The 24508-nt window shown below is 64.8% G+C and carries 17 protein-coding genes; 6 read left to right on the forward strand and 11 right to left on the reverse strand.

Annotation, left to right across the window (positions count from 1 at the left end):
• Window positions 1-8 precede the first annotated feature (8 nt).
• The 5 genes from PAB09_RS12065 to PAB09_RS12085 all read left to right on the forward strand — a co-directional run bounded on the left by PAB09_RS12065 (window position 9) and on the right by PAB09_RS12085 (window position 6281).
• Window positions 9-356, forward strand: coding sequence for a DUF3054 domain-containing protein (locus PAB09_RS12065; protein WP_271033881.1), 348 nt, complete (start codon window positions 9-11; stop codon window positions 354-356).
• 134 nt (window positions 357-490) lie between these two features.
• Window positions 491-3061: an aminopeptidase N gene (gene pepN, locus PAB09_RS12070; RefSeq protein ID WP_271033882.1), complete on the forward strand. Its 2571-nt coding sequence runs from the start codon at window positions 491-493 to the stop codon at window positions 3059-3061.
• Between the two features lie 9 nt (window positions 3062-3070).
• Window positions 3071-3823: a Crp/Fnr family transcriptional regulator gene (locus PAB09_RS12075; RefSeq protein ID WP_271033883.1), complete on the forward strand. Its 753-nt coding sequence runs from the start codon at window positions 3071-3073 to the stop codon at window positions 3821-3823.
• Between the two features lie 80 nt (window positions 3824-3903).
• Window positions 3904-4137, forward strand: coding sequence for a heavy-metal-associated domain-containing protein (locus PAB09_RS12080; RefSeq protein ID WP_271033884.1), 234 nt, complete (start codon window positions 3904-3906; stop codon window positions 4135-4137).
• Between the two features lie 236 nt (window positions 4138-4373).
• Window positions 4374-6281 (forward strand): heavy metal translocating P-type ATPase, encoded by a 1908-nt coding sequence (locus PAB09_RS12085; RefSeq protein ID WP_271033885.1) that lies wholly within the window; start codon window positions 4374-4376, stop codon window positions 6279-6281.
• On the opposite strand, the gene PAB09_RS12090 is transcribed toward PAB09_RS12085, so the two are convergent.
• The 8 genes from PAB09_RS12090 to PAB09_RS12125 form a co-directional block, all read right to left on the reverse strand.
• The gene (locus PAB09_RS12090) at window positions 6265-7503 is read right to left on the reverse strand and encodes a DUF4185 domain-containing protein (RefSeq protein WP_271033886.1); all 1239 of its coding nucleotides are present in this window, start codon (window positions 7501-7503) and stop codon (window positions 6265-6267) included. The two genes, PAB09_RS12085 and PAB09_RS12090, sit on opposite strands and share 17 nt — an antisense overlap.
• Before the next feature lie 143 nt (window positions 7504-7646).
• On the reverse strand, window positions 7647-9200 hold the full coding sequence (locus tag PAB09_RS12095; RefSeq protein ID WP_271033887.1) for an acyl-CoA carboxylase subunit beta: 1554 nt from the start codon (window positions 9198-9200) through the stop codon (window positions 7647-7649).
• 42 nt (window positions 9201-9242) lie between these two features.
• Complete coding sequence (gene pks13, locus PAB09_RS12100) at window positions 9243-14096, reverse strand: polyketide synthase Pks13 (protein WP_271033888.1); 4854 nt, start codon at window positions 14094-14096, stop codon at window positions 9243-9245.
• Between the two features lie 182 nt (window positions 14097-14278).
• Window positions 14279-14719: a YbjN domain-containing protein gene (locus PAB09_RS12105; RefSeq protein WP_271033889.1), complete on the reverse strand. Its 441-nt coding sequence runs from the start codon at window positions 14717-14719 to the stop codon at window positions 14279-14281.
• Complete coding sequence (locus PAB09_RS12110; RefSeq protein ID WP_271033890.1) at window positions 14716-15141, reverse strand: YbjN domain-containing protein; 426 nt, start codon at window positions 15139-15141, stop codon at window positions 14716-14718. Before PAB09_RS12110 ends, PAB09_RS12105 begins: the two co-directional genes overlap by 4 nt.
• Before the next feature lie 18 nt (window positions 15142-15159).
• Window positions 15160-16737, reverse strand: coding sequence for a hypothetical protein (locus PAB09_RS12115; protein WP_271033891.1), 1578 nt, complete (start codon window positions 16735-16737; stop codon window positions 15160-15162).
• Window positions 16734-17627 (reverse strand): ABC transporter ATP-binding protein, encoded by an 894-nt coding sequence (locus PAB09_RS12120; protein ID WP_271033892.1) that lies wholly within the window; start codon window positions 17625-17627, stop codon window positions 16734-16736. The genes PAB09_RS12115 and PAB09_RS12120 overlap by 4 nt, the downstream gene beginning before the upstream one ends.
• Before the next feature lie 98 nt (window positions 17628-17725).
• Window positions 17726-19564 (reverse strand): FadD32-like long-chain-fatty-acid--AMP ligase, encoded by a 1839-nt coding sequence (locus PAB09_RS12125; protein WP_271033893.1) that lies wholly within the window; start codon window positions 19562-19564, stop codon window positions 17726-17728.
• A 376-nt stretch (window positions 19565-19940) separates the two neighbouring features.
• Here PAB09_RS12125 and PAB09_RS12130 point away from each other — a divergent pair, with 376 nt between their 5' ends.
• Window positions 19941-20945, forward strand: a complete 1005-nt coding sequence (locus PAB09_RS12130; protein WP_271033894.1) for an HNH endonuclease signature motif containing protein — start codon at window positions 19941-19943, stop codon at window positions 20943-20945.
• Between the two features lie 47 nt (window positions 20946-20992).
• Here PAB09_RS12130 and PAB09_RS12135 read toward each other — a convergent pair whose 3' ends face one another.
• From PAB09_RS12135 to PAB09_RS12145, 3 genes are read right to left on the reverse strand one after another with little or no spacing between them, the layout of a single operon-like run.
• The gene (locus PAB09_RS12135; RefSeq protein ID WP_271033895.1) at window positions 20993-21901 is read right to left on the reverse strand and encodes a cutinase family protein; all 909 of its coding nucleotides are present in this window, start codon (window positions 21899-21901) and stop codon (window positions 20993-20995) included.
• Window positions 21902-21907: 6 nt separating this feature from the next.
• Complete coding sequence (locus PAB09_RS12140) at window positions 21908-22432, reverse strand: hypothetical protein (RefSeq protein WP_271033896.1); 525 nt, start codon at window positions 22430-22432, stop codon at window positions 21908-21910.
• Window position 22433: 1 nt separating this feature from the next.
• Window positions 22434-24365 carry an alpha/beta hydrolase-fold protein gene (locus PAB09_RS12145; RefSeq protein ID WP_271033897.1) on the reverse strand — a complete coding sequence of 644 codons (1932 nt, stop codon included), beginning with the start codon at window positions 24363-24365 and terminating at the stop codon, window positions 22434-22436.
• Window positions 24366-24508: the final 143 nt, after the last annotated feature.

Consider the following 24508-nt stretch of genomic DNA (forward strand, 5'->3'; position numbering starts at 1 on the left):
AGCCCCTCGTGAAGTACCTAGCCTATGACATCATCGCCATCTTCGTCTTCGCCGTCCTCGCCCGCATGGCCCACGGCGGCCTCGGCGTCGCTGAGGTGCTCAACACCTGGTGGCCTTTCGCGCTGGGCGTTCTCATCGGCTGGATGCTCATCCGCGGCAAGGATGCCGCCACCGTCAAACAGGGTGTCACCGTGTGGTTGAGCACCGCAGTGGCAGGCCTGGCTATATGGGGTATCCGCCACCAGGAATTCCCGCACTGGTCTTTCATCCTGGTTGCCTCGATCATGTCCGCACTGCTGCTGCTGGGATGGCGCGCGGTTGCCGCAAAGTTCAGCAAGAAACCGGTGGCCTCCTGACGGCCTCGCGACCGTGCACGCCCTTATCCCGGGAAATCTGTTTCGGGATGAGGGCGTTTTTCTTATATCCCTGGTTTCATTCAGCAGCGCCACGCACCGGAGGCGGCACTATCCGGATGGCTAAGCTGGTTGCTATGCACGAAACTTCATCCACCATCAGCCTTGCCCGCGCCACCGAACGCGGCCAATCGCTGCGCATGAGCAGCCAATCCATCGCGCTTGACCTGCGCGAGATGGCCTCCTCCCCCACCTTCGGAGTAGAAACGCTGCTGCACCTTGTCACCCGCACACCAACGCTCACGATCGACTTCCTCGGCGAGAGCGTGGAACACGTGGAAGTTGACGGCACCCCGCACCCGTTTGCCTACGACGGCGCCGTGATCACCGTTGACGAGGTGCCCACCGACACCGAGGTTGGCATCAAAGTCACCGGCACCGCCCGCTACTCGCGCACCGGCCAGGGCCTGCACCGCTTCGCCGACCCCAGTGACGGGCGAACCTACCTCTACAGCCACCTGGAGCCCTCGGATGCGCGCCGCATCTTCCCCTGCTTCGACCAGCCGGACCTCAAGGTCCGCTTTGACGTCGAGCTGCTCGTCCCCGAAGCCACAGATGCGCCCATCGTCGCGCTGTCCAACCAGCCGGAGATCGCCCGCGAGCAGGTCCCCGGCGGCACGCTGGTCGCCTTCGCCCAAACCCCGCCGCTGTCCACCTACCTGACGAGCTTTGCCGTAGGCGCGTACGTCGGCAAGCATGCCACCTGGCGCGCGGATAACCGCACCATCGAAGCGGGCGTGTGGGCACGGGCCTCGATGGCGCAGTACGTCGACGAGGAATTCCTAGCAATCACCCTCCAGGGCCTGAGCTACTTCGACGAGGCCTTCGGCTTCCCCTACCCCTGGGGCAAGTACGACTCCATCCTCGTGCCCGAGTACAACCTCGGCGCGATGGAAAACCCCGGCCTGGTCACCTTCAACGAGCGCTACATCTTCCGCGACGAGGCCACTCGCGCCCAGCACGCCACCCGCGCGAACACCATCCTGCACGAGATGAGCCACATGTGGTTCGGCGACCTGGTCACCCCACGGTGGTGGGACGACCTGTGGCTGAAGGAATCCTTCGCCGAGTTCATGGGGGCGGACGCCTCCGCGCACGCCACCGACTACACCGAGGCGTGGACGAACTTCGCAGGCGGGCGCAAGAACTGGGCCTACGCCCAGGATCAGCTTCCCACCACGCACCCGATCAAGGCCACGATCCCGGACGTGGACGCCGCCCGCCAGAACTTCGACGGCATCACCTACGCCAAGGGTGCTGCGGTGCTTAAGCAGCTGGTGCACTATGTGGGGCGCGATAACTTCTACGCCGCCGCGCGCGACTACTTCCGCACGCACGCCTTTAGCGCCGCCACCTTCGACGACCTCCTGGCAGCGCTGAAGGCCCACACGGAGCTGGACCTGGACTCCTGGGCCAAGCGCTGGCTGCAAACCCCCGGCCCCGATAGGCTCACCCCGGTGCTCGAGGTTGCGGACGGCCGCATCGCCTCGCTTGCCATCCGCACCACGCCCGTGCTTGACGGCCAGCCCACCCGCCCGCACCGGCTGGATGTGGGTCTCTACCGCGTGCGCGAGCAGCGCCTGGAGCGCTTCGCGCTGCTTGATGTGCTTATCGACGCTGAAGCCGGCGCCGACGTCCCCATCGCGCAGGCCATTGGCCTAGAAGCACCCGACCTGGTACTCCTCAACGACGGGGACCACACCTACGCCACAATCTCCTTCGACGAGCGCTCTCTTGCCACCATCAAGAAGCACCTCTCCCGCCTCGACGACGAGCTCTCCCGCGCCGTGATCTGGACCGCGCTGTGGAACCTCACCCGCGACGCGCAGCTGCCCGCCGCCGACTACGTCGAGCTCGCTCTGGTACACGGCGCGCGAGAAACCAACGTCACCCTAGCCACCCAGATCTTCGCCAACGCCCAGTTCGCCGCCCGCCGCTACACCCCTATGGAGCAGCGCGCGCACGTTGCCTCCCGCTATGCCGACACGCTATGGGACCTGGTGGCAGCCGCGCCTGACGGAAGTGATGCCAAGCTGCTGCTGACCCGCGCGGTCATCGGCGCGCTGGCCGCCTACCCGGCCGCACCCGGTGGCGCGACGCAAGACAAGGCCGCCGCGCGGCTGCGGGCATTGCTTGCCGACGACCTGGGCACCCTGGGCACGCAGGAGCGCTGGGACGCACTCGCCGCCCTAGCCGCCCGCGGACAGGTCACCGACAGCGAGCTCGAGGCCGAACAGGCAGCCGACAACACGCTGACTGGCAAGGCCAACTACCTACGCGCCAGCCACAGCCTGCCACGCGCTGGGGTAAAGGCCGAAACCTACGAGCAGGTCACCACCCCGGGCGCCTTCGCCAACGCCGAGGTCGACGCGCTCCTCGACGCCTTCAACGCGCCCGGCCACGACGCATTGCGCGAGCCGTTCATCGAGCGCTTCTTCGCCGAGCTGGAAGGCCTGTGGGCCCAACACCCCATCGAGATCGCCAATCGCTTAGTCCGCGGACTGTTCCCGCACACCCCCACCGCACTTGAGCTGGCCGACGCCGCCCTGGCCCGCCCGCTTCCCGACGCCCTACGGCGCGTCCTGCTCGAGTGCCGCGACGGCCTGCGGCGCGAGCTTGTGGCCCAGGGGGCGCTGGCCCGCGCCTAGACTTGGGGCATGAGTGCGAACCCCGTCCGCCGCAATTGCGCCAAGCCCCATGCCTGCCCCGCTGAGGTGCGAATGAAGGTGCTGGCCACGGCACCGCTGACCAGAGACCTCCCCGAGCAGCAGCGCGCTGAGCTCGATCGGACGCTCACCTCGTGGGCGTGGGGCGAGGGCGAGCCCATCGTGCTCGCAGGCGCGGAAGCTACGGGCAGCTACATCCTCGCCTCCGGGCGCGCCCGCATCACCCACGACTTCGCCGATGGCCGGGAGGTCACCATCGACATCGCCGCACCCGGCGACATCATCGGCCCCGTGTCCACCACGCCCGCTCAGGCCACGCACTCGGCCTGGGCGATGGAGACCTGCTGCGCGCTCTTCCTACCCGCGGAGGCGCTCACCGAGGTGGTCGCGACCTATCCCCCACTCGCCCTCGGGATCATCCGATTCCAGGAGCGTCAACTTCGCCAGTATCGGCAGCGCGAGTCCGCCCAGCTGGGCTCCACGGTGGAGCAGCGCGTGGCTGCAACCCTGCTCCGGCTGGGCAAGCGGCTCGGCGCCACCCAGCCCGACGGCGCGCGGCTCATCCAGGCGCGCCTGCGCAGGGAGGACATCGCCGGCATGGCCTCGACAACGATCGAATCGGCATCCAGGGCCATGTCGAAGATGAAGCGCGCCGGGCTCATCGACTCCGGCCGCGAGTGGGTCTCGCTACGCGATCTCGAAGGCCTCGACCTCCTTGCCGCGGGTGGGGACGAGGCTGTTTGATCCACGTCAAGGAAGCGCGCCGCGATCCTTCCTAAAGTCAGTCGTGTCAGCACGACAACACTCAAGAAAGGACCGGCATCATGACCGCCCCAGCCACTCAGTCCATCACGCTACGTTCCGATGAATTCACCTGCCCCAGCTGCGTGAAGAAGATCGAAAACAAGCTCAACGGCCTCGAAGGAGTCGCCCACGCCGAGGTGAAATTCTCCTCCGGACGCATCCTCGTCGACTTCGACCCGGCACAGCTTGGCGTCCGCGACCTCGTCGCCGCGGTCAAGGAAGTCGGCTACAACGCCAAGCCGTCTAGTTTCTAATCCGAGACCGCACACACAAGCCTGCAACCTGCTCGGTTGCAGGCTTTTCTTTGTCCCCGCAAGCCACTAGGAGTGGTTGTCGGCTCCTTGATCTGTGTCAAGGAAAAGTTGCGTCACTCCCCCTAGCGTCAAAAGGGAACACACCAAGCTGGCCGCGCGCTGTACGCGCTGGCTTCGACAGACATAGACAACTTCGACAACTCAGACAATTGAGACATAAGAATAAGGAGAAGATCATGAACCTTTTTCACAAGGCCCAGACCTGGGGCGTGGTGGCGGTTTCGGCAGCGCTCATCGCGGCCTCGTGGCTGATCCCGCAGCCTGAGGTAGCCGACGCCCTCATGATTGCCGCGGCCGCCGTCGCGGGCTATCGCATCGCGGTCTCCGCGCTGCAGGCGCTGCGCATCAAGATGGTCTCCATTGACCTGCTGGTGGTAGTCGCCGCCATCGGTGCCCTGTTCCTTCACAACTACTGGGAATCCGCGGCGGTGACCTTCCTCTTCGCGCTCGGCAAGGCGCTGGAGAAGGCCACGATGAACCGCACCCGGCGTGCGCTTTCCGAGCTCGTGGAGGCCGCACCCGAGACCGCGACCGTGCTCCGCGACGGCGCACCGCAGACGGTGGAACTGTGGGAGCTGGTCCCCGGCGACACCGTAATGGTCCGCAACGGCGAGCAGGTTCCGGTCGACGGGCGCGTGCTCAGCGGCTTAGGCGGCGTCGACGAGGCCACGATCACGGGCGAGTCGGTGCCCGCGGAAAAGGCCGAGGGCGACGCCGTGTACGCCGGCACCTGGCTGCGCAGCGGCCTGCTGCGCATCGAGGCCACCGGCATCGGCGCGGACTCCACCTTGGCGAAGATCATCCACCGGGTGGAGGACGCGCAGGACGACAAGGCCCGCACGCAGACCTTCCTCGAGAAATTCTCGCAGTACTACACCCCGGGAGTCATGCTCGCCGCCATCCTCACCGGTCTTGTCACCCAAAACGTCGAGCTCGCCTTGACCCTGCTGGTCATCGCCTGCCCCGGCGCGCTGGTTATCTCCATTCCCGTCTCCATCGTCGCCGGGATTGGGCGCGCGGCCCGCGATGGTGTGCTCATCAAGGGCGGCGAGTACCTGGAGGCGGCCGCCCGGGTCGACGCCCTGGTCGTGGACAAGACCGGCACGCTGACCACCGGACGGCCGGTCCTCACCGACATCGTCTCCATGCACCCCTCCTTCAGCGAGCATGAGGTCCTGCGCCTGGCCGCCACCGCCGAGACGGCCTCGGAACACCCGCTGGCCGAGGCGATCCTCGCGGGGGCCCGCGCACGTGGCATCACACCCACCTTGGTCGACCGCGCCGAGCCGGTCACGGGCCAGGGAATCACGGCGCAGGTCGACGGCCACCAGGTTGTCGTCGGCTCCGCCGCCCTCCTCGACCAAGCACCCAAGCTAAGCCTTGGCGCGCTCAACGAGCAGGGGAAAACCGCCATGTACGTGGGCCTGGACGGGGCGGCGATCGGCATCGTCGCCGTCGCCGACGCCGCCCGCCCGGAGGCCGCCAGCGCCATCGCCGCGCTGCACGAGAGAGGAATCCGGGTCATCATGGCCACCGGCGACGCCCGCGCCGTCGCCATGAGCATCGGCCAGGAGCTCGGCGTCGACGAGATCCATGCGCAGCTGTTGCCCGAGCACAAGCAGGAACTTGTCGCGCAGCTGCAATCGCGCGGATACACCGTCGCCATGGTGGGCGATGGCGTCAACGACACCCCAGCGCTCGCGCAGGCTGACATCGGCGTGGCGATGGGCGCGGCCGGCTCTCCTGCCGCGATCGAAACCGCCGACGTGGCGCTCATGTCGGATCGCCTCACCCGCCTGCCCTATGCCTTCGAGCTCGCCCAGCGCACGGTTGGCACCATGCGGCTGAATATCTCCCTCGCCCTGGCCACGGTGGCGCTGCTGCTCGCTGGCGTCATCGCCGGTGGGGTCACCATGGCGATCGGCATGCTCGTTCACGAGGCCAGCGTCCTCGTCGTCATCGGCATCGCGATGCTGCTCATGCGCCCCACGCTTAGGGCAGCTGACCGCACCCAGGCTGCGCCCGCGGAAGTTGAATCACCCGCCGATAGGCGTCGGCAAGCAACGGCTACTCGCCCAGCGTGATCTGCTCCATGACGGTTTCGGTGACCTCGAGGCTTGGCTGGCCTGAGCGCTCCAGCTGCGGGGTCATGCCGAAGTACTTCTCCAGCCCCTTGACGTTGAACTGAGTGGTGGTATAGACGGAGTTGTCGCCGGTGTTCCACTGAGAGACCAGGATGTTCATGTTCGACAGCGTGGAACCCGGCACGATGAAACCGCCGTAGAGCTGCGTGAAGTTGCTTGCGGTCTGGGCGGCACCCCAGCCGCCGGTACCGGCGATGACCACGTTGGCCGGGATGATCGAGTCCCAATCGGCGGTGATGCTGCGGGCCGCGCGCACCTCGATCGCCATCGTCTTTTCGTTAAAGAGCACGAGCACCCAGTAGCCGTCGATATAGCGCAGAGACATCTCCCCGGCTTCGACGTTGGTATAGATCACCGGGCTGGCCGTCGATCCCCACGAGCGGGAGGCGGGATCGTAGAGCTGCCACTTGGTGCGATCGCCGATCTCTGCCGGCCTAAAGCGCGACAGGTAGACCGGGTCATTGCGCTGGAAACGGGTGGACATCACGTAGATGTAGCCGTCCGGACCGCGCTCCCAGGACAGGAGATCGCCCATGCCGTCCATGTAGCTCTTTGAGGTGCGCCCTGCATTGCGCCAGGTTTGGCCGTTGTCATCGGAGGCGAAGATCTGAGTGGAGTCCACGTTCCCGATGCCGCGGTTCCAGCTACCTTGCATGTACAGCACCCCGTCGATGTTGATGATGTCCGAGGGCAGGAAGGTCAGCATATTGGTGTGGGTGTAGCTGATGAGCTGACGAACCTGCGTGCCGGAGTTGAGCGGGCGCTCGATGGTGATGGTGCCGTCCGCACCCATCGTGGCCACCACACCAACCGGGCTCATCCACGTGCCCTGCAGCCGCTCGGCGGTGAAGGAATCGCCGAAGACGATGGCGAATTCTTCCCCGTCCATGATCGGCGCCATGACACCCAGGTCGCTGCCGACCAGCCCAAGGTCGCCGGTTTGCTGGCGGCCGATAATGTTTCCGACCTTGGTCACATCCAGCCCTGCGGTAATCGACGTGACCCAATTGTCCACCGGGTTAGCGGTATTTGCCGTCTTCTGGGAGGACCCGCCCGAAGATCCTGTGGCCTGGGCACCCGCCGGTGCGGCCAGTGCCATGCTCGTGGCCGCCACGATGAGGGTGGCGGCCATCAGTGAGTTTCGGCGAGGGGAAAAGTGCATGGGGAAAACCTTCGGGACATTGTCAAAAGGGGAAAACTCACCGCCTAGGCTAGGCGATGGTGCGTGACACTCGCAAAAAGGAGGCGCATGGTAAGCATGTTTGTGCTTGCCGACGCCTCCCCCACGCCACAGGTGCGTGCTGCCTACATGGGCGAAATGGTGTGCTTCTTTTCCAGATCCTTTTCCTGCTTGTCCGCAAGCTGGCGCAGTGCCTGGCGCAGCATGATCCTGGTCTGGTTTGGCTCGATGATGGCATCTAGGTAGCCACGCTCGGCGGCGACATAGGGGCTGGTCATGTTCTCATCGTAGAAGTCCATGAAGACTTTCTTCATGTAGTTGCGCTGGTTCTCGTCCTCGATCTGGGCGAGCTGCTTGCCCTGGATCATCACCACGGCCGCCGCCGAGCCCATCACCGCGATCTGCGCAGTCGGCCAGGCCAGGTTGATATCGCCGGTCAGATTCTTCGAACCCATGACGGCATAGGCTCCGCCGTAGGCCTTGCGCACGATGAGCGAAATCTTCGGCACGGTGGCCTCCACGAGGGCGAACGCCAGCTTGGCACCACGGTGGATGAGGCCAACCTGCTCCTGCTGAACACCCGGCAGGTAACCGGGGGTATCCACCACGAAGATGAGCGGGATGTTGTAGGCGTCGCAGATGCGGATGAAGCGGGCTGCCTTGTCGGCGGCGTCGGCGTCGATGCACCCAGCGAACTCGAGCGGCTGGTTGGCGACAACACCCACGCTGCGTCCGTCGACGCGCGCGAAGGCGGTGATGATATTCGGTGCGAAGTTCGGCTGGATCTCCTGGACGTCATCGCTGTCGAAGAGCTTGTCCAGCAGGGTGTGCATGTCATAGCCGGCGTTGGTGTCGTCCGGCATGAACTTGTCCAAAGCCTCGTCACCGGCAACGTCCTCGTCGGCAGGCGCCCAATATTCCGGTGCCGGATCGTTGCAGGTCAGCGGCAGGCGATCGAGCAGGTCGTGGACCCAGTTGAAGGCGTCTTCCTCATCGCGGGCGACGTAGGAGACGTTGCCGTTGAGCTCTTGCTGTCGCGCGCCGCCGAGTTCGGCGGAGGTGATCTCCTCGCCGGTGACCTCCTTGATCACGGCGGGGCCGGTGACATACATCTCGGCCTCACCATCGACGGCGATGACGAAGTCCGTGGTCACCGGGGCATACACCGCGCCACCGGCGGACTTGCCCATCATGATGGAGATTTGCGGGCTGCGCCCGGACAGCGGAAGTTGGCGCCGGGCGATCTCTGAGTACATGGCCAGCGAGGTCACCGCGTCCTGGATGCGGGCGCCGCCGGAATCCTGAATGCCGATGACCGGGCAGCCGATCTTAATCGCCATGTCCATGACCTCACAGACCTTGCGGCCGAAGGTTTCGCCGACGGAGCCACCGTAGACGGTCTTATCGTGGGCGTAGACCGCGACGGGACGCCCGTCAATGCGGCCATAGCCGGTCACCACGCCGTCGGAATACGGTGCCTCCGGGTCATCCGGGGTGCGCCCGAGGGCACCGATCTCGACGAAGGAGCCTTTGTCCAGCAGCCGGTTGATGCGCTGACGCGGGGTGGTGCGCCCGGCCTCATCGCGCTTAGCGCGGGCGCGTTCGCTGCCCGGATCCTGTGCCTTTTCCAGACGGGCACGTAAATCCGCCAGCTTATCGGCTGTGGTGTTCAGGCTCACTGTGGTCTCCTGCCTTATGTGTGTTTGGTCCCGGACTTGGCGCTACTTGTTCCCCAGCTCGGCGATGCGCTTGGTCAGCGCCACGCCGACCTTGCCGATCTCCGGCTCGTCGACGACCGCCAGATGGTCACCCCGAAGGTGAACAATCTCCAACTCATTAACGATAGTCGACCAGCCGCCGTCTTCCGCAATTTCGGCGTAGGCCGGTTCCAACTCGATGGCGCCGTCATGCATCCGCTCCGCGCGGAAGAGGATCACCGGGGCATCAACGTCAACCCAGCGCTGCATGTCCATGCGGTCGAGGATGCGGTTGTCCACGAAGGAGGCACGCTGATGTTCAAGCACGCCTGCGGACAGCCCATGCTCGGAGGCGTCGGTGTTGGCCAAGAACTCCGCCATCATCGTCAGCAGCGCGTCCTCGCCGGCGGTCTCCAGCAGCTCATAGGGAACCGGGAAGTCCAGGCCGTAGGTCTTCTTGGCGAAGCTGGAGTAGCGCTCCCAACGCTTCTTGGTCTCCTCCATGGTGTCCGGAGTCGGGTTCTTCGGGGAGACCGTGTCCAGCAGCGCGATGGTGGCCACCTTAACGCCCGAGTTCGTCGTCTGCAGCTGATGTGCGACCTCGTAGGCCAGCGCACCGCCGAAGCTCCAGCCGCCCAGGATAATGGGCAGGCCGTCGGAATACTGCTTGATCTCGTCCAAGTACTGTGCGGCGCGTTCCTCGAGGCTGCCCTCGAGGCGTTCGACGCCGTAGACCGGCACCTCCGCGGGCAGTCGACGCATGAGGGGCTGGTAGACCACAGACGAGCCACCGGCCGGGTGGAACATGAACACCGCGGGCGCGGTCGAGCCCTCCGGGCGGGCGCGCAGCACGCGGATGTTGCCCTCGACCTCGGTCTCGAGGCCTTCGCGCACGATGTTAGCCAGCGGCTCTAAGGTATCGGCACCCAGCACGTCATCGACGGTGACGGTGGCGCCGGAGCGCTCGGTGAGGCGATCGGCGATCTCCTTGGCCTTATCCTCCCCGATGGTCGGCAGATTGCTGGTGACACCGGCTGCCGCCACGCCCGTCATGCCCGCCCAGGTGGCGAACACGAGGCGCTCGGAGGCATCGCGCGGGGCCACGCCCACGCCCTTGGCACCGTCGTCGCCCACGCCCGCGTTTTCTTCAGTGGCAATGGTGTCGGCCCCTGCCTCCTGCTCAGGGCTCTCGGCCACGCCAGCGGTTCCGGTGCCACGCTGGGCTACGATGCCCTCAACCAGCTTGACCGCGTCCGCCACCGAGGCGTCGCGCAGGGCTTGGACCTGCAGCTCGGGGATGTCGAAGTCGTGCTCGATGCGGTTTTTGATGCGCATGCCCATGAGCGAATCCAGGCCAAGGTCGATCAGCGGCAGCTCACGCGGGAGGTCTTCGACGTCATAGCCCATGGCCTCGGAGACGATCGTGCGCATGCGTTGTTCCACCGTCTCCCCGCTGGAGGGATCCCACTTGAAGGTCTCCTCGCCGACGAAGTCGGAGGGCTCCTCGTGGGCGAGCTCACCTCGCGGTGCCTCGATGACCGGGGCATCTACCTGCAGCCCCGCCTTGGCGGCGAAGCCCTCGGCGATGAGCACGGAGGCCTCGTCCATGATGCGGTGGACGGTCACGCTGACACCGCCGACGTTGGTGGAGACCACGGTGGTCAGCTCGCCCGTCGGCGGTAAGGTGCCGCGTTCCTCCACGGCGATCAGCGCCGCGCCCGGGCTAACCTGTTCGACGGCTGCCTCCAGCAAGGCGACCGGGCTCGGCACGAGCTCGGCCGAGACGCTAAAGGCGATGCGCCCGTCGGGAAGCGTGACCTTGGCGCCAGGCAGCTCGGTCTCGCCGCCGGTGGCGGGACGGGCGGCGGTCCAGTAACGGCCCTTCTTCCACGGCATACCCGGCGCGGCCAGCAGCTCGCCCTCGCCGTAGAGCTTGCCGAAGTCGATCGGCGCGCCCGCAACATACATCTTGGCGAGCAGGTCGCGCAGGGTCTCGCCCGCGGGGAACTTCCGCTTGAGGCTAAACAGCAGCTGCGCATCCGGCTTGCCGACGCTAAAGGCGGTGTTCATCATGCCCATCAGCGCCACCGGGTTCGGGGAGATTTCCACGAGCATCGTGTGGCCCGCGGCAAAGGCCTGCTCCGTGGCGTCCTGGAACCACACCGAGTGGCGGGTGCAGGTCAGCCAATAGTCCACGTCGTGGACCACGCTGCCCGGCTGGTAGACCATGCCGCGATTGACGGAGCTAAACAAGGTGGTGTGCAGCGGTTTCGGCTCGATGCCCGCGATCTCGCCGGCGAGCTCGCCGAGCAGCGGCTCGACCGCGGAGGTGTGGCCTGCGCCCTTGACGTTGAGCAGGCGGGCGAACTTGCTTTCGGCCTCCAGCTTCTCCACGAGTGCCACCACGGCCTCGCGCGGGCCGCCCACGGTGGTCATGCCCGGGCCCGCGTAGACGGCGGGCTCGATGCCCGCGAACTCGGGGTTGGTGGCGATGAACTCGTCGAGTGCTTCCACGGAGAACTCCACCACGGCCATCGCGCCGAGTTGGTCCTCGGGCAGGGACTTCTCCCCCTCGCCCATCAGGCGCGAGCGGTGGCAGGCGATGAGCATGGCGTCCTTGTCGCTTAGGCCACCGGCGGCGTAGGCAGCGGCGATCTCGCCCATCGACATGCCCATCACGCCTGCGGGCTTGGCACCGAGCTCGGCGAGCAGGTCGGTCAGCGCGATCTGGATGGCGGTAATGGCCACCTGCGCGGTCTCGGTGTCGTAGGTCTGCTCGTCGTCGGCGACGAGGTCGAGGATGGACCAGCCGGACTCGAAGCCGACGATCTCGTCCAGCTCGGCCAGGCGCGTCTTGAACCACGGCGAGAGTTCGACTAAGTCCTTGACCATCTTGCGGTGCTGGGAGCCGAAGCCGGAGTAGACGAACACGGGGCCTACGGCCGAGGGGGCGTCGGCCGCGGCAATACCCACGGAGACCTTGCCGTCGGCGACCTGGCGCAGGCGCTTGACCGCATCGTCGACGGTGTCGGCGAGCACGACCGCGCGTGAGCGTCCGTGGTTGCGCTTGGCGAGGCTGCGCGCCAGCGGCACCAGCTCGGCGTCCGTGCGCCCGTCCAGGAAGTTCGCAAGCTCCGCCGCTGCGTGCCGACGCCTCGACGGCAGCAGGCCAGACACCGGCAGTGCGACGGCGGTGCCGTCGGCAAGCAATGCCTCCTGCGGGGTGTGCGTGGCCTCCGGGTAGTCGGCCGGGTCGAAGGAGGAGACGACCACGTGGGCGTTGGTGCCGCCGAAGCCGAAGCCGGAGACGCCGGCGAGCTTGCGGCCGGAGTATTCCGGCCACTCCCGCGGATCCTCGACCACCTCGAGGCGCTCGGCGTCGAAGTCGACGTAGCGGTTGGGCTCGGTGAAGTTCAGCGACGGCGGGAGCACGTCATGTTGCATGGAGAGCACGGTCTTGATGAGCCCGGCCGCGCCGGCGGCGGACTCGGTGTGGCCGAAGTTGGTCTTGGCAGAGCCTAACAAGGTGGGGCTGGCCACGTCGCGGCCACGGCCCAAGACGGCGCCGATAGCGGTGGCCTCGATGGGATCGCCCAGGATGGTGCCGGTGCCGTGGGCCTCGATGTAGTCCACGAGCTTCGGGTCCACGCCCGCGTCGGCGTAGGCGCGCTGCAGCACGTCGACCTGCGCGTCCGGGTTCGGGGCGGTCAGCCCGTTGGAGTGCCCATCGGAGTTGACGGCCGAGCCCTTGATCACGGCGAGGATCTCATCACCGTCGGCGATGGCATCGGCCACGCGCTTGAGCACGAGCACGCCGGCACCGTCGGCGCGCACGAAGCCGTCTGCGTCATCGGAGAAGGCGTGGACCTTGCCGGTGGGGCTAAATACGCCCAACTCACCGAAGGCCGTGGAGGCGAAAGGCGAAGCCATGATGTTGACACCGCCAGCCAAGGCGAGGTCGGCCTCGCCGTCGCGCAGGGCGCGCACCGCTTGGTGGGTGGACACCAGCGAGGAGGAACACGCGGTGTCCACGGCGACCGAGGGGCCGCGGAAGTCGAAGGCGTAGGACACGCGGTTGGCGATGATCGAAGAAGCGGCGCCGGTGAGCGCGTAAGGGTGCGACTCGGTGGAGTCCGCGGCGATCAGCATGCCGTAGTCATTGTTGGTCGAGCCCATGAACACGCCGACCTGCTTGCCGCGCAGACTTGAGGCCGGGATATGGGCGTTTTCCAGCGCCTCCCAGCTCAGCTCCAAGATGATGCGCTGCTGCGGGTCGATGTTGACGGCCTCCAGCGGGGACAGGCCAAAGAACTCCGGGTCGAAAGAGGAGATGTCGTCGAGGTAGCCGCCGGTGAAGTCCTGCTCGGCCATGCGCTTTTGCATGACCTCATCGCCGGCGTATTCGCTCCAGCGCCCGATCGGCAGCGGGCCTAGCCCGTCGCGACCCTCGATCAGCATCTGCCACATCTCGTCGATGTCATGCGCGCCCGGGTACTTCGCGGCCATGCCGATCACGGCGATGTCGTGGTTGCCGGGGGTCAGGGCGGAACCGGAGCCTAGCGAGGTGCGAAACGCCGCGGGTGCGGACACGCGGGAGGCCTGCTCGCCTTCGACCAGGCGGGTCGCCAGGGCTGCGATGGTGGGGTATTCATAGGCGATGGTGGCATCGAGGCTCACACCCAGCAGGTTCTCCAACTCGCCGGAAAGGATGACCACATCGCGCGAAGACAGCCCGAAGGACTGCATCGGCTTGTCGTCGGTGATCTCCTCGGCGGGCAGGCCCGTGGTGCTCATCACCCAATTGCGCAGCCAGGTGCGCAGCTCGGCAACCGTCATGGCCACCTTGTCGGCGCCGGATGGATCCTGCTGATCATGCATCGAAGAAAGTCCCTCGTTCCATAGGCGACACCCTCCCTGAGCTGGGATTTTAAAACACAGGCGGGAAAGGTCACCGTTTTATAACATAAGTCTGTCTATTCTATATCGTCCCACCGGCCACAAACGTTTCACCGGCGGCGCATCATTCTTGCCCGCAACCAATTGGGATGACAAAAGCACACCTAGTCGCGTGGCTCCGAGGCCAACAGCGCCTCATAATCGCCCACCGCCGCGGCGGCCTGGGTGATAGCTTGCCCCACCCAAGACTTCAGTTGCGCATCGCTGGCACCGGCAGGGGTCAAGATGGTAACTACCACCGCCGCCCCGATGCCCTTAGGCTCTTGCACGTGTCCGTCATAGAAGGGCTTCGGCGTGGCCCAGCGATTGCGGCGCGCGAAATCCGCACACCAGGAAAAGACCTTCTCCCTCTCATCCAGCGGGAGGAAGTGGCTGGGGTAGCCCGTTACAACGAGGGCATGCTCGGCAACCCCAGCGCTCAGCGAGATCCGCACGTCCTTATAGGTCACCGCGAGCATAGAGGCATCGGGGTTGGCCATGAGCGTGAGCCCGAGCGCCTCCACCGCCTGCTGCAGGCGCAAAAAATCGATTGTCGCCTGAGTCATGCCCGCTCCTTGTGCCAGGTCACCAATTCGGGGAAGCGCTGGTTGCACATGCCGACTGCGGCCGCGTGCAGCTGCAGCTGGGTGTGCAGCAGGGCGTCTAGCTGCTCGTAGTCGAGCCCCTCGGCCAGCGGGTGGTCGGACTTGAAAATGACGGAATCGACGGCATCCTCGAAGGCCATGGTGGGGGCGATCAGGTGGGAGTTTTGCTCGAGCACGAAAGCCTGCACCTGCTCGCGCAGGTGTGCTGGGACCTCAGCGCGCCAGCGGGCGGTGGAGCTCAACAACTGCTCGCCCACCTGATAGAACACCGCGAAGTCCTCGAAGGGGATGACAATTCCCTCCAGCCCGTTGGGGTCGTCGACGCGCGAGTGCCGCGCCTTGGCGAAGGCGGCCTCCACTCTCTCGAGCGTGATCTCGTTCATGCCTACTACGGTACTCACCTACCCTGCCACCGCACGCCGACGCATCCCTACTAAACCCAGCCCCGCGCAGGCCGCACCGATGATGACCAGCAAGATGGTCTGCGGCACGTGGGCGTCGGCAAGCGTATAGGTCATGCCGAAAGGCGAGGCCGCAACCAGCCACTCCGGGAAGGAAAACAGCTCCCCGAAGGTGGAAATCAGCGCGGCCACCACCACCGGCAGCCAGGCGAGGTTGGCCATCCGCGGCGCCACGCCCACCAGCAGGGCGCTTATTCCTAGGAAGAACACCGTGGGTCCCAGCTGCGAGGCCACGGCCTTGCCCAGCACATCCCACAGCTGCACATCGAGGCTCAACGCCCCGCCTGCGAACACGCCCAGCAGCATCAAGACGAGCGTGGCGAAGACCACGGCGATCTCCTCGGCTAGCGGGCTGATGCGCGCCCGCCCGGCCGCGCGGAAGAGGTCAACCTTTCCCTCGCGCTCCATCGAACGATGCCCCAGCATGAGCGAGACGGTGGCCACGGTTATCAGCATCGCAGAAAACATCGTGATGTAGATGATAAAGCCGCTAATCAGGTCCCCCTCCGGCACGAGCTGCGCGAACATCTGCCCGGTGTTGGCATCCTGCGCGATCATCTCCTTAATCGAGCCCGACAGCGAGACCATGAACGCCTCCACCGCCGTCACCGCGATTAGCCACGTCACCCGCGGGCTGCGGCTTAGCCGCCACAGGATCGCGGGCACCGTCGCATACTCGCGCGCTTTCCTTGCTTTCCGACGCCTACGGTTGCCGACCAACGATTGCGAATAGGGGCGGTGGGCGTCGGCAAGCGCGAGTACCGCGCAGGCAACCAGGCACGCTCCTGCCACCCCGGCGCACGCGGCGGCGCTGTTGGCACCATAGGGGTCGATCACCGCCTTCCAGCCCAGCGGGCTGAGCCAATTGAGCCACGCGGCATCATCGGTGGCGTCCGCATAGGCGCGCGCGCAATAAGACAGCCCTAGACTAGCCATCCCCACCCTCCCCGGAGAAGACTGGGAGAAAAGCTGGAAAAGGCCAGCTAGAAGCACCGAGCCGCAGCACGATAGCGTCACCATCAGCGCGAAAAAGCCCGCACCCGACCAGGTGAGCTCGTCGAAGATGAGCGACTGGGTACCCAAAGCCAAAAAGGCTAACACCCCAAGCCCCACGCACAGCGCGACCGAGGACACCAGGGCCGCGGAAAGCGGGACATGCCGGCGCGAGCCCGCGGCGCGCACGAGCTCCAGCTGGCCGGACTGCTCCCAGCCACGATAGACCGCCGAGAAATGCAGCACCGCCATGACCGCCCCCAGCAGCACGATCCACAGCGCCACCTCCCAGTTGATGAGCTGGCCGAGCGTGCCCGGCTCCCCCAGCACCCCGTACAGGGCACGGGTGGCGGTGTTGGTGCGCATCGATTCCACCAGCACCGCGCGGTCGTCGACGTTGGGATAGTAGTTGTAGTAGGCCGCGGGGAACATCGCCAGGCAGGCCCCCAAGCTCAGCAGCCAGATGGCATTAACCTTGCGGCGCGCCCGCAGCTGGAACCGGGCCAGCGCTAGAACCTCACTCATGGCCGGCTTCCCTGGTAATGGGACCGGAAGGTCTCCTCCAGCGATTCGGTCTGGCAGGCAAAGTCCTGCGCCCCGAGTTCGACGAGTTCCTTGAGCAGTGCCGGGACCTCATCGCGGGCGGCGGTGCGCTCGATGCGCTCCCCGTGGCGGGTCCAGGTGCCCAGGTGCGCGGGCGGATCCTGCAGCAGGCGCACGGAAATCTTTTCCGCGCTCAGCCGTGCAATGTCGGACATGGCGCCGGATTCGATGGCTCGCCCGGACTTGATGAGGGTGACCGAGTCGCAGAGCTTTTCCACCTGGCTCATGATGTGGCTGGACAAAAGAACCGTCACGCCGTTGCGGACCATTGCCCGCGCCTCATCGACAAACACCTGCTCCATCAGCGGATCCAGGCCCGCGGTGGGCTCGTCGAGCAACAACAGTTCCGCCGGCGCCGACAGCGCTGCCACCAGCATCACCTTGCGGCGGTTACCCGTGGAATACTCCTTGATCCGCTTGCCGGTATCCAGGCAGAAAGCCTCGATAAGGTGGGCCTCGCGCGCGCGGTCGCTGCTGACACCGCGCAGTCGCTCCAGCACCCGCAGGGTTTCCGCGCCCGTCAGCTGCGGCCACAGGCTTACATCACCGGGCACGTAGGCCGTGCGCTTTAACACCTCCGGATGCTGCCACGGGTCCTGGCCAAGAACGCGCACCCGCCCCGATTGTGGCTTCAGTAGGCCCAGCAGCGTGCGGATCGTGGTGGACTTGCCCGCCCCGTTGGGTCCGAGGAAGCCGTGGATGGTGCCTGGTAATACCTGCAGGTCAAGATGGTCGAGTACGAGGGCGGGACCGAAACCCACACACAGGTCGCGCACCTCGATTGCTGGTGTGGCGGCAGCGAGAGTAGCCATGCATTCAATCGTATACGCGCATACTGACGCACAAAGGGAAAAGGAGCCAGGCACACTGTGCCTAGCTCCTCACACCCGGGGTGGTACGAACGCGGGGACTAGCCCTCCAGGTAAATCCGCTTGTTTACGCGGCGCGCGATCTTGCCTGAGGAGGAACGCGCGATGGTATCCGGATCCACCATCCGGATATCCGCAGGTGTCACGCCGTGGGCGTCGACCACCGCCGCGCGGATTGCCTCGATGGCTGCGGCGTCGCCCGAAGGGTCGGCCTGCTCGTCGCGCTCGGCCAAGATGATGAGCTTTTCCACGTCGTCGCCGGGGATGGCGAAGGCGGCCACCGCGCCCGCACGCACCTGCTCGGAGGCGTGGTCGACGGTGTACTCGATGTCGGCCGGGTAGTGGTTGCGGCCGGCGATGATAACGAGGTCCTTGAGGCGGCCGGTGATATACACCTCATTGTCCACGATCACCGCGAGGTCGCCGGAGGCCATCCAGTTGTCATCCGGCGCGCCCTGTGCGCGGGAGTTTTCCGGCAGGCGGCCGGCCAGGGTGTTGCGGAAGGTCTCCTCAGTGTCGGCCGGGCGATCGAGGTAACCGGCGGCGGTGTTGGCGCCGTTGGTCCACAGCTCGCCGACGTGGCCGTCGGGAAGCTCCTGCTTGGTCTCCGGATCAACAATGACCAAAAACTGCGGGCGCACGACCTGACCACAAGAGGCGATCGAGACAGCGTCCGGACCCTTGTCCACCAGCTTGGCCTGGCCCTGCGCCAGTGCCTCGCGGTCGAACTGGCCAAACAGCGGGCGATTCTCGGTCTGCGGGGTGGTCACCAGCAGCGATGCCTCCGCAAGGCCATAGGATGGGCGCATCACATTCCGGCGCAGGCCGAACGGGCCAAAGACCTCGAAGAAGGCGTCCACTGCCTTTTCTGTCACCGGCTCGGAACCGATTACCAGGCCCTCCACGGCGCTGAAGTCCAGCTGCTCACCGTCGGCCGGCTTGCCGTAGCGGGCTGCAAGCTCGAGTGCGAAGTTCGGAATCACGGTGTAGACGTTGACATCGCCGTCGTGGCGGTTGAGCTGGTCAATCCAGCGCTTGGGCTGCTGAATGAAATCGCGCGGTGCCATCAGCTCGAAATCGAGGCCAAGGATCGTGATGAAGGCGGCCAAGATGATACCCATGTCATGGTGCAGCGGCAGCCAGCTCACCAGTCGCAGCGGGGTCTTAAGCTGCACCGCGGTAAAGATCTGCAGCACGTTGGTGATGATCGAGCGGTTCGTCAGCACCACGCCCGCGGGAGTGCGGGTGGAGCCGGAAGTGTACTGCAAGAACGCGGTCAGGTCCACCGGGGCCACACCCTTGGCCGCCAGCGCTTGGCCTGCCTCGGTGGCAAAGGGGTTCACGAAGCTTGCCGCAAGGGAGTCCGGCAGCGAATCCACCGCCAGGATGCGCGGACGCTCGCGTCCCGGCACGCTGGCAAAGAAGCTGCGCACAGCAGCGGCCGAGTGGGAGTTGGTCAGCACCACCTTCGGGGAAGAATCTCCGATGACGGCTTTCAAGTGATCGGCATGGCCTGGCTCCGTCGGATCATACAGCGGGATTGGCACCATGCCCGCGTAGAGGGCGCCGAGGAAGCTGAACAGGTACTCCGGGGAGTTGTTGCACAAGATCACCGCGCGGTCGCCGATGGTGCCCACCTGCTGCAGGCGCGCGGCCACAGCCTTGATGCGGGTGTTGATTTCCTTGCGCGTGTAATCGCGCGCGACACCTTCGCGGGACTGGGTGAAGTCCCAGTAACGCATCGTGGTGCGGCCGTCGGTACCCTGCGCGGCCTCCGCCTGGTAGAAAACCTCACACAGCCCGGCGAGGGTCAGTTCTGGCTTGAGGGAGATATTTCCCGTTTCGTCAAAGAATTGGCCCATGGCCGCATGTAAATCCATTGTTCTCCTTGGATTGGTGTCAACGTATCAGTTACTTCATCGTAAGTTTTGTTCCCAATATTACTTTTAGGGAAAACTTTTTTTCGTTGAGCTTCACGTGCCCCAAATGTTACACCCGGCCCAGGTTGCTTTCCGACGGTCACCGCGCCGCAGCCGGGTACGGTTACTGAGAGTGTGGTAAGTCCTATCAATGTGTCGCATTGTGGTTGTAGCGCCTATGAACCCATTGCGTTTCGATTTTTTGGCGTTTGTGGACCGCGGACCGGCGGGAAGTTATCCACAGGACGGTGCTGAGAAACACTCAGATGGTCGGGTTATCCACAGGCCCCAGGCCAGCTACTCGAGGAATCCTTGACACCTCGTTAGCGTTGAGGGCATGAATCCGATCGACCAGCTAGCAGCAATACTCAACAACCCGCTCGCCCTCATCCAGGACGCCACCGGGTCCACTACCGCTGCCCTTGTCGCACGCGGACTACCCGAAAACACAGCCACCCAACTGAAAACCCTAGCCAAGGTGTACTACGGCACCACCTCCTACACCAGGATGCAAGCCACCTGCCGGGAAACCATAGACTCCCTCGGGCTCACCCTCGCCCACCTCGAAATCATCGAAAACTGCACCCGCAGAGTCAAAGGCGACAAAACCACCTGGCAACTACGCAGCGAGCTGATCAACCTCGGCAACCTCTCCACCGGACAATTCGCCACCCAAGCACGAAAAATCACCAACGGCTACACCACCCCACCAGCACCGTTGGCCAAAGGCGTGTACCTCAACCGCAACCGCAACAACCTCTGGCAACTAAAAATCAACGGCGAACCAGCCGACATCGACCTCCTCTACGAAACACTCAAAGACCTCCCCGACCCAGCCAAAAACTTCCCCCACACCGGCACCATCACCAAAACACTCCGACCCATCGTCGCCATCCCCCTAGACAAACTCACCACCGTCCTCGATGCCACCAGCGATGAAACCACCTTCACCTGCTCCGACGGAGTCACACGCACCAGCACCCAAATCGTTGCCGCCCTACTAGATAAAGAATGGGGGTTCGGGCTTATCCACCCCGTAGAAGGACCCGTCGACCTCGTACGCTCCTCCCGGTTCGCCAACAAAAAGCAACGCGACCTAGCCACCCTGGAATCCTTAACCTGCGCCCACCCAGACTGCAATCAACCAGCAGACACATGCCAAGTCCACCACATCCACGCCTGGAATCGCGGCGGGACTACTACAAGCAGCAACCTGACGATGCTGTGCCCCTTCCACAACGGAAAAAACGACGATGACCCCAGCAAACCCAAACACGGCCGCATCGAAAGAACAAACGGCACACCCACCTGGACCTACCCACCCTGGCACCCCAAAGCCTAAACACACACAAAAGGCCCCCACCAGGGGGCCTACGAGGCGTGCCGAGATTAGCCGATGAGCTGTTTTGCCCAGTCCACGATCCACAAGCTAGCCGTGGTGCCCGGGATGACATCCGGGTTCGTGGCGTAGGTGGCATGGGCAACGTTTGGCTGGATGAGCGACTGAGCACGCGCCAACGCATCGTTGACACCAATCGGCGCATCACAGATGGAATCACCGGGGGCACAGATGTTGAATACGCGGTCGTTGAGTTCGCCGAATCCGCCGACGCGCTCGCCGCGCATGGTGGCGCCCGGCACCACTGCCTGGACGACTAGGTTGAGAGGCTGCAAGGAGATCTCCGCCCCGACACCGGACACCGGGTTGCCGACAGTCTGGCCCACACCATTCTGCCTGCGGCCGTCGGCAACAAGGGCGACACCCCTTACGCGTTCGGCCGGGATGACTCCCGAACCCGTTCCGATTTCGTTGGCGATATCGCCCACGATCACTGCCCCCTGGGAGAAGCCGGTGAGGATAAAGTCCGTCAGCGGGCACTCCGCATGGGTTGCCACGAGCTCCGCATTGAGGGTGTTGGTGCCCTCCGTACGGGAGTCGTCGTAGCTCATCTCCTGCATGGAATTGATGTTGCGGAATTGCGCCGTATACGGCAGCGTCCATACCTTGACCTGATCCGCCGGGTAAGTGGCCTGCAGAGGCTGCGTGATCGTCAGCATGTAGGAAGCCGGGTTGGCGGTCGGATTGACCGGATCGTCCATGGCGCTGGACTCCCAGGTACCCGGCGCCGCGATGACCTCCACGTCCGGGCACCATTCCGGCTGCAACGGGGAGGTCGGTGCGGCGGTTTCCGTTCCCGTCTCGCTGGATCCGTTGCGGTTATTAACCCAGCGGGTAATCCCGGTGAGGATGAGCACCAGCACGAGGATGGTGGCGATGACGGTAATAGCTTTCTTCATAACTTCCTAGCAGTACGCGCTTCGTGCAGCGGTTTCAATCGCGGCGATGGTGTGCTCGTGGTCGAGGCTGGTGCGGCCTTGCTCGATGAGCTGGCCTGCCAGCCCCTGCACGGTTGCAGGTCCAAGGCCTTCTGTCTCACCCACACAGACGATGCCCGCGGCACCGAGCATCTGGGCCTCCACGCCGGTGACGTCCACGCCAGCTTGGGTGAGCTGGTCGATGAAAGCGCGTTCCTTCGCGGAGAAGTTGTCGGTGGTGGCTGGTATCCCGCTGATTTGCTGCCCCTGATCTAGCATTGGCTCAGCGGTATCGATTGCCGAAGCGCTTGCCGACGTCCCCGTGGCCGTCACCGTTGCCGACACGCTTGCCGATGACGTGCTTGAGGAGCTGCTGGCTGCAGCAGTGTTCGCTTGACTGCGGGTCAACGGGGGGATGGAGGTCTGCTCCGAGTTATCCACCGCCGCACCGCCACACGCCGCAAGGGTGGTTGCGGATGTGAGCATGACGGCGGCCATCAGCCTAGATCGCATGCTACTTCAGGTCTTCCTTGACTACACCTGCGACCTCGGTGATGGTGCCGTGTTGGAAGGTGACCGTGGAGACGCCAGCGGTGTTGGTCTGGTCGCTGGTGGGGTATCCGTAGGCACCCTGCTCCCACTGCTTGGTGCCCCAGGCGTTGAAGATGGCGCCCTTGAGGATGTAGTGAGCCCCGGTGGTCGCAGACCAGTAGATGTTGCCGTTCTCGAACTCCTGGAAGGCGCCGCCGTTGATGAGGCGTTCGTTGCCGACCGGGTAACCGAGTGCGGAGCTGGCCGTGTCCATCTCCCCGTACTTCTTCGCGATCTCGCCGCGCAGCCAGTAGTTCTTGCCGTCGGCGGTGCGCACGACATAGCCGTTTTGGAATTGCTGGACCAGGCCGCCGTCGATCGCTTCGGCCTCGGCGGTCGGGTAGCCCAGGTCACCGTTTTCCCAGTTGAGCTCGCCCCAGGCGTCGATAATGTCATTCGGCACGGCGACAGCGCCAGTGGTGGGCGACCAGTAGATGTTTCCGTTTTGGAAGCGCACGAAGCGGCCACCGTCCTTGATCGCCATCTCTTCGCTGGTCGGGAAGCCTAGCCAAGACTTCTCGGCGCCGAGTTGGTTGTAGAGCGCACTGATGGAACCCCACAGGGCGTGGGCGCCGGTGGCGGTGGAGTAGAAGACTCGGCCTTCGAGGAAGTCCTGTGCCTTGCCGCCTTCGATGTCGTATTCGCTGGTCAAGCATCCTCCCAGAGCTGCTGCATTGGCGGAGGCCACGTCGGCAAGCTCGCCGCCGGAGGTGCATTCCGTGCCGCGGTCGGCATCGCTTAAGCCCAGTGCGGTGGCGGTCTGCGACCAGGACTGTGCCATCTCAAACTGCCAGTAAGGCCAGTCATGGACGCCGGTTGGGCGGAAGACGGCGGTGACCGGAATTCCCGCATCCTTGGCGGCTCGGACGAAGGTATCGGTGGTCATGCGCGATAGAGCCTCGAGTCCCACGCCTGCATAGTTGGCAGGCCCCTTGGCCACGGATCCCGCGGTGCCATAGTCATCCTTGCCGGAGCCTGCGGAGACGTAGACAGACATGCCCTTAAGATCCGCGACGCCCAGCTTCGGGTCGTGGTCGATCCAGTCCTGAGAGCCCGCCTGGCCCCACATGGCGGTGGAGTCAAAACCACCGGCATCGCTCTGCGCGGCCGCAATAGCGACGGGCATGCCAAGTGAGGTGGTGTCCAAGTAACCGGAGAAGGAACCGACGAACTTGAACAGGGATGGGTGGCGCTCCGCAATGTTGACGGCGGCGGTGCCACCCATGGACAGGCCGACGATGGCGCGGTCATCGTTGGTGCGGAAGCCCTCGCGCAGGACGGGGATCAGCTCGTTGATGAGGAAGGACTCCCACTGGTAGTTCTTGCCGTTGTTGGGCTGCTGCCAGTCGGAGTAGAAGGAAGACTGTCCACCCACGGGGAGGATAACGTTGATGTTCTTGTCGGCGTAGAACTGCTCGACGTTGGTGTTGATGGTCCAGCCGGACTCATCATCCTGGGCGCGCAGGCCGTCCAGCATCCAGATGGATGGGAAGGTGCGCGAGGAGTCACTGTTCCAGTCGCGGGCCAGGAGCACCTGCACCTGAATGAGTTCCTTGGGCATGGCCGCAGACTTGATGAAGATGGCGATGCGGCGGCTGGTCAGCCAGTCCACGTGGTCGACGCTGACGCCTTCGGGCAGGCCGGAGATCACCGGGTAGGTGGTTTTGACCGGGGTGCGGGTGGTGCCTGGATTATCCAGATAGTCGGTGGAGCTGCCCAGCGCGGAGCTGAGACCCCCGAAGTCTTGGGCCTGGGCGGCCGGGGGCAACAGGCTCGCACCCAATGCGAGGATCGTGGGAACGGTCAACACTGCGATCCGAGCCGGACCGCGCTTCTTCGATGCGGTGTCGCGCATGTACTTCATCCTTATTCAGGTGTAGAGGTAAGTGGTGCTTTGATGGGTGGCACTAGCTTCTCCTACCGCCCGAGGGTTCCCCTCCCCCGGCCAAGTAGCATCAACATAGCTTTTATGTCTCCCTCGTTCTCTTCGGCATGTGG

It is taken from the genome of Corynebacterium sp. SCR221107 (genome assembly GCF_027886475.1).
GTDB lineage: Bacteria > Actinomycetota > Actinomycetes > Mycobacteriales > Mycobacteriaceae > Corynebacterium.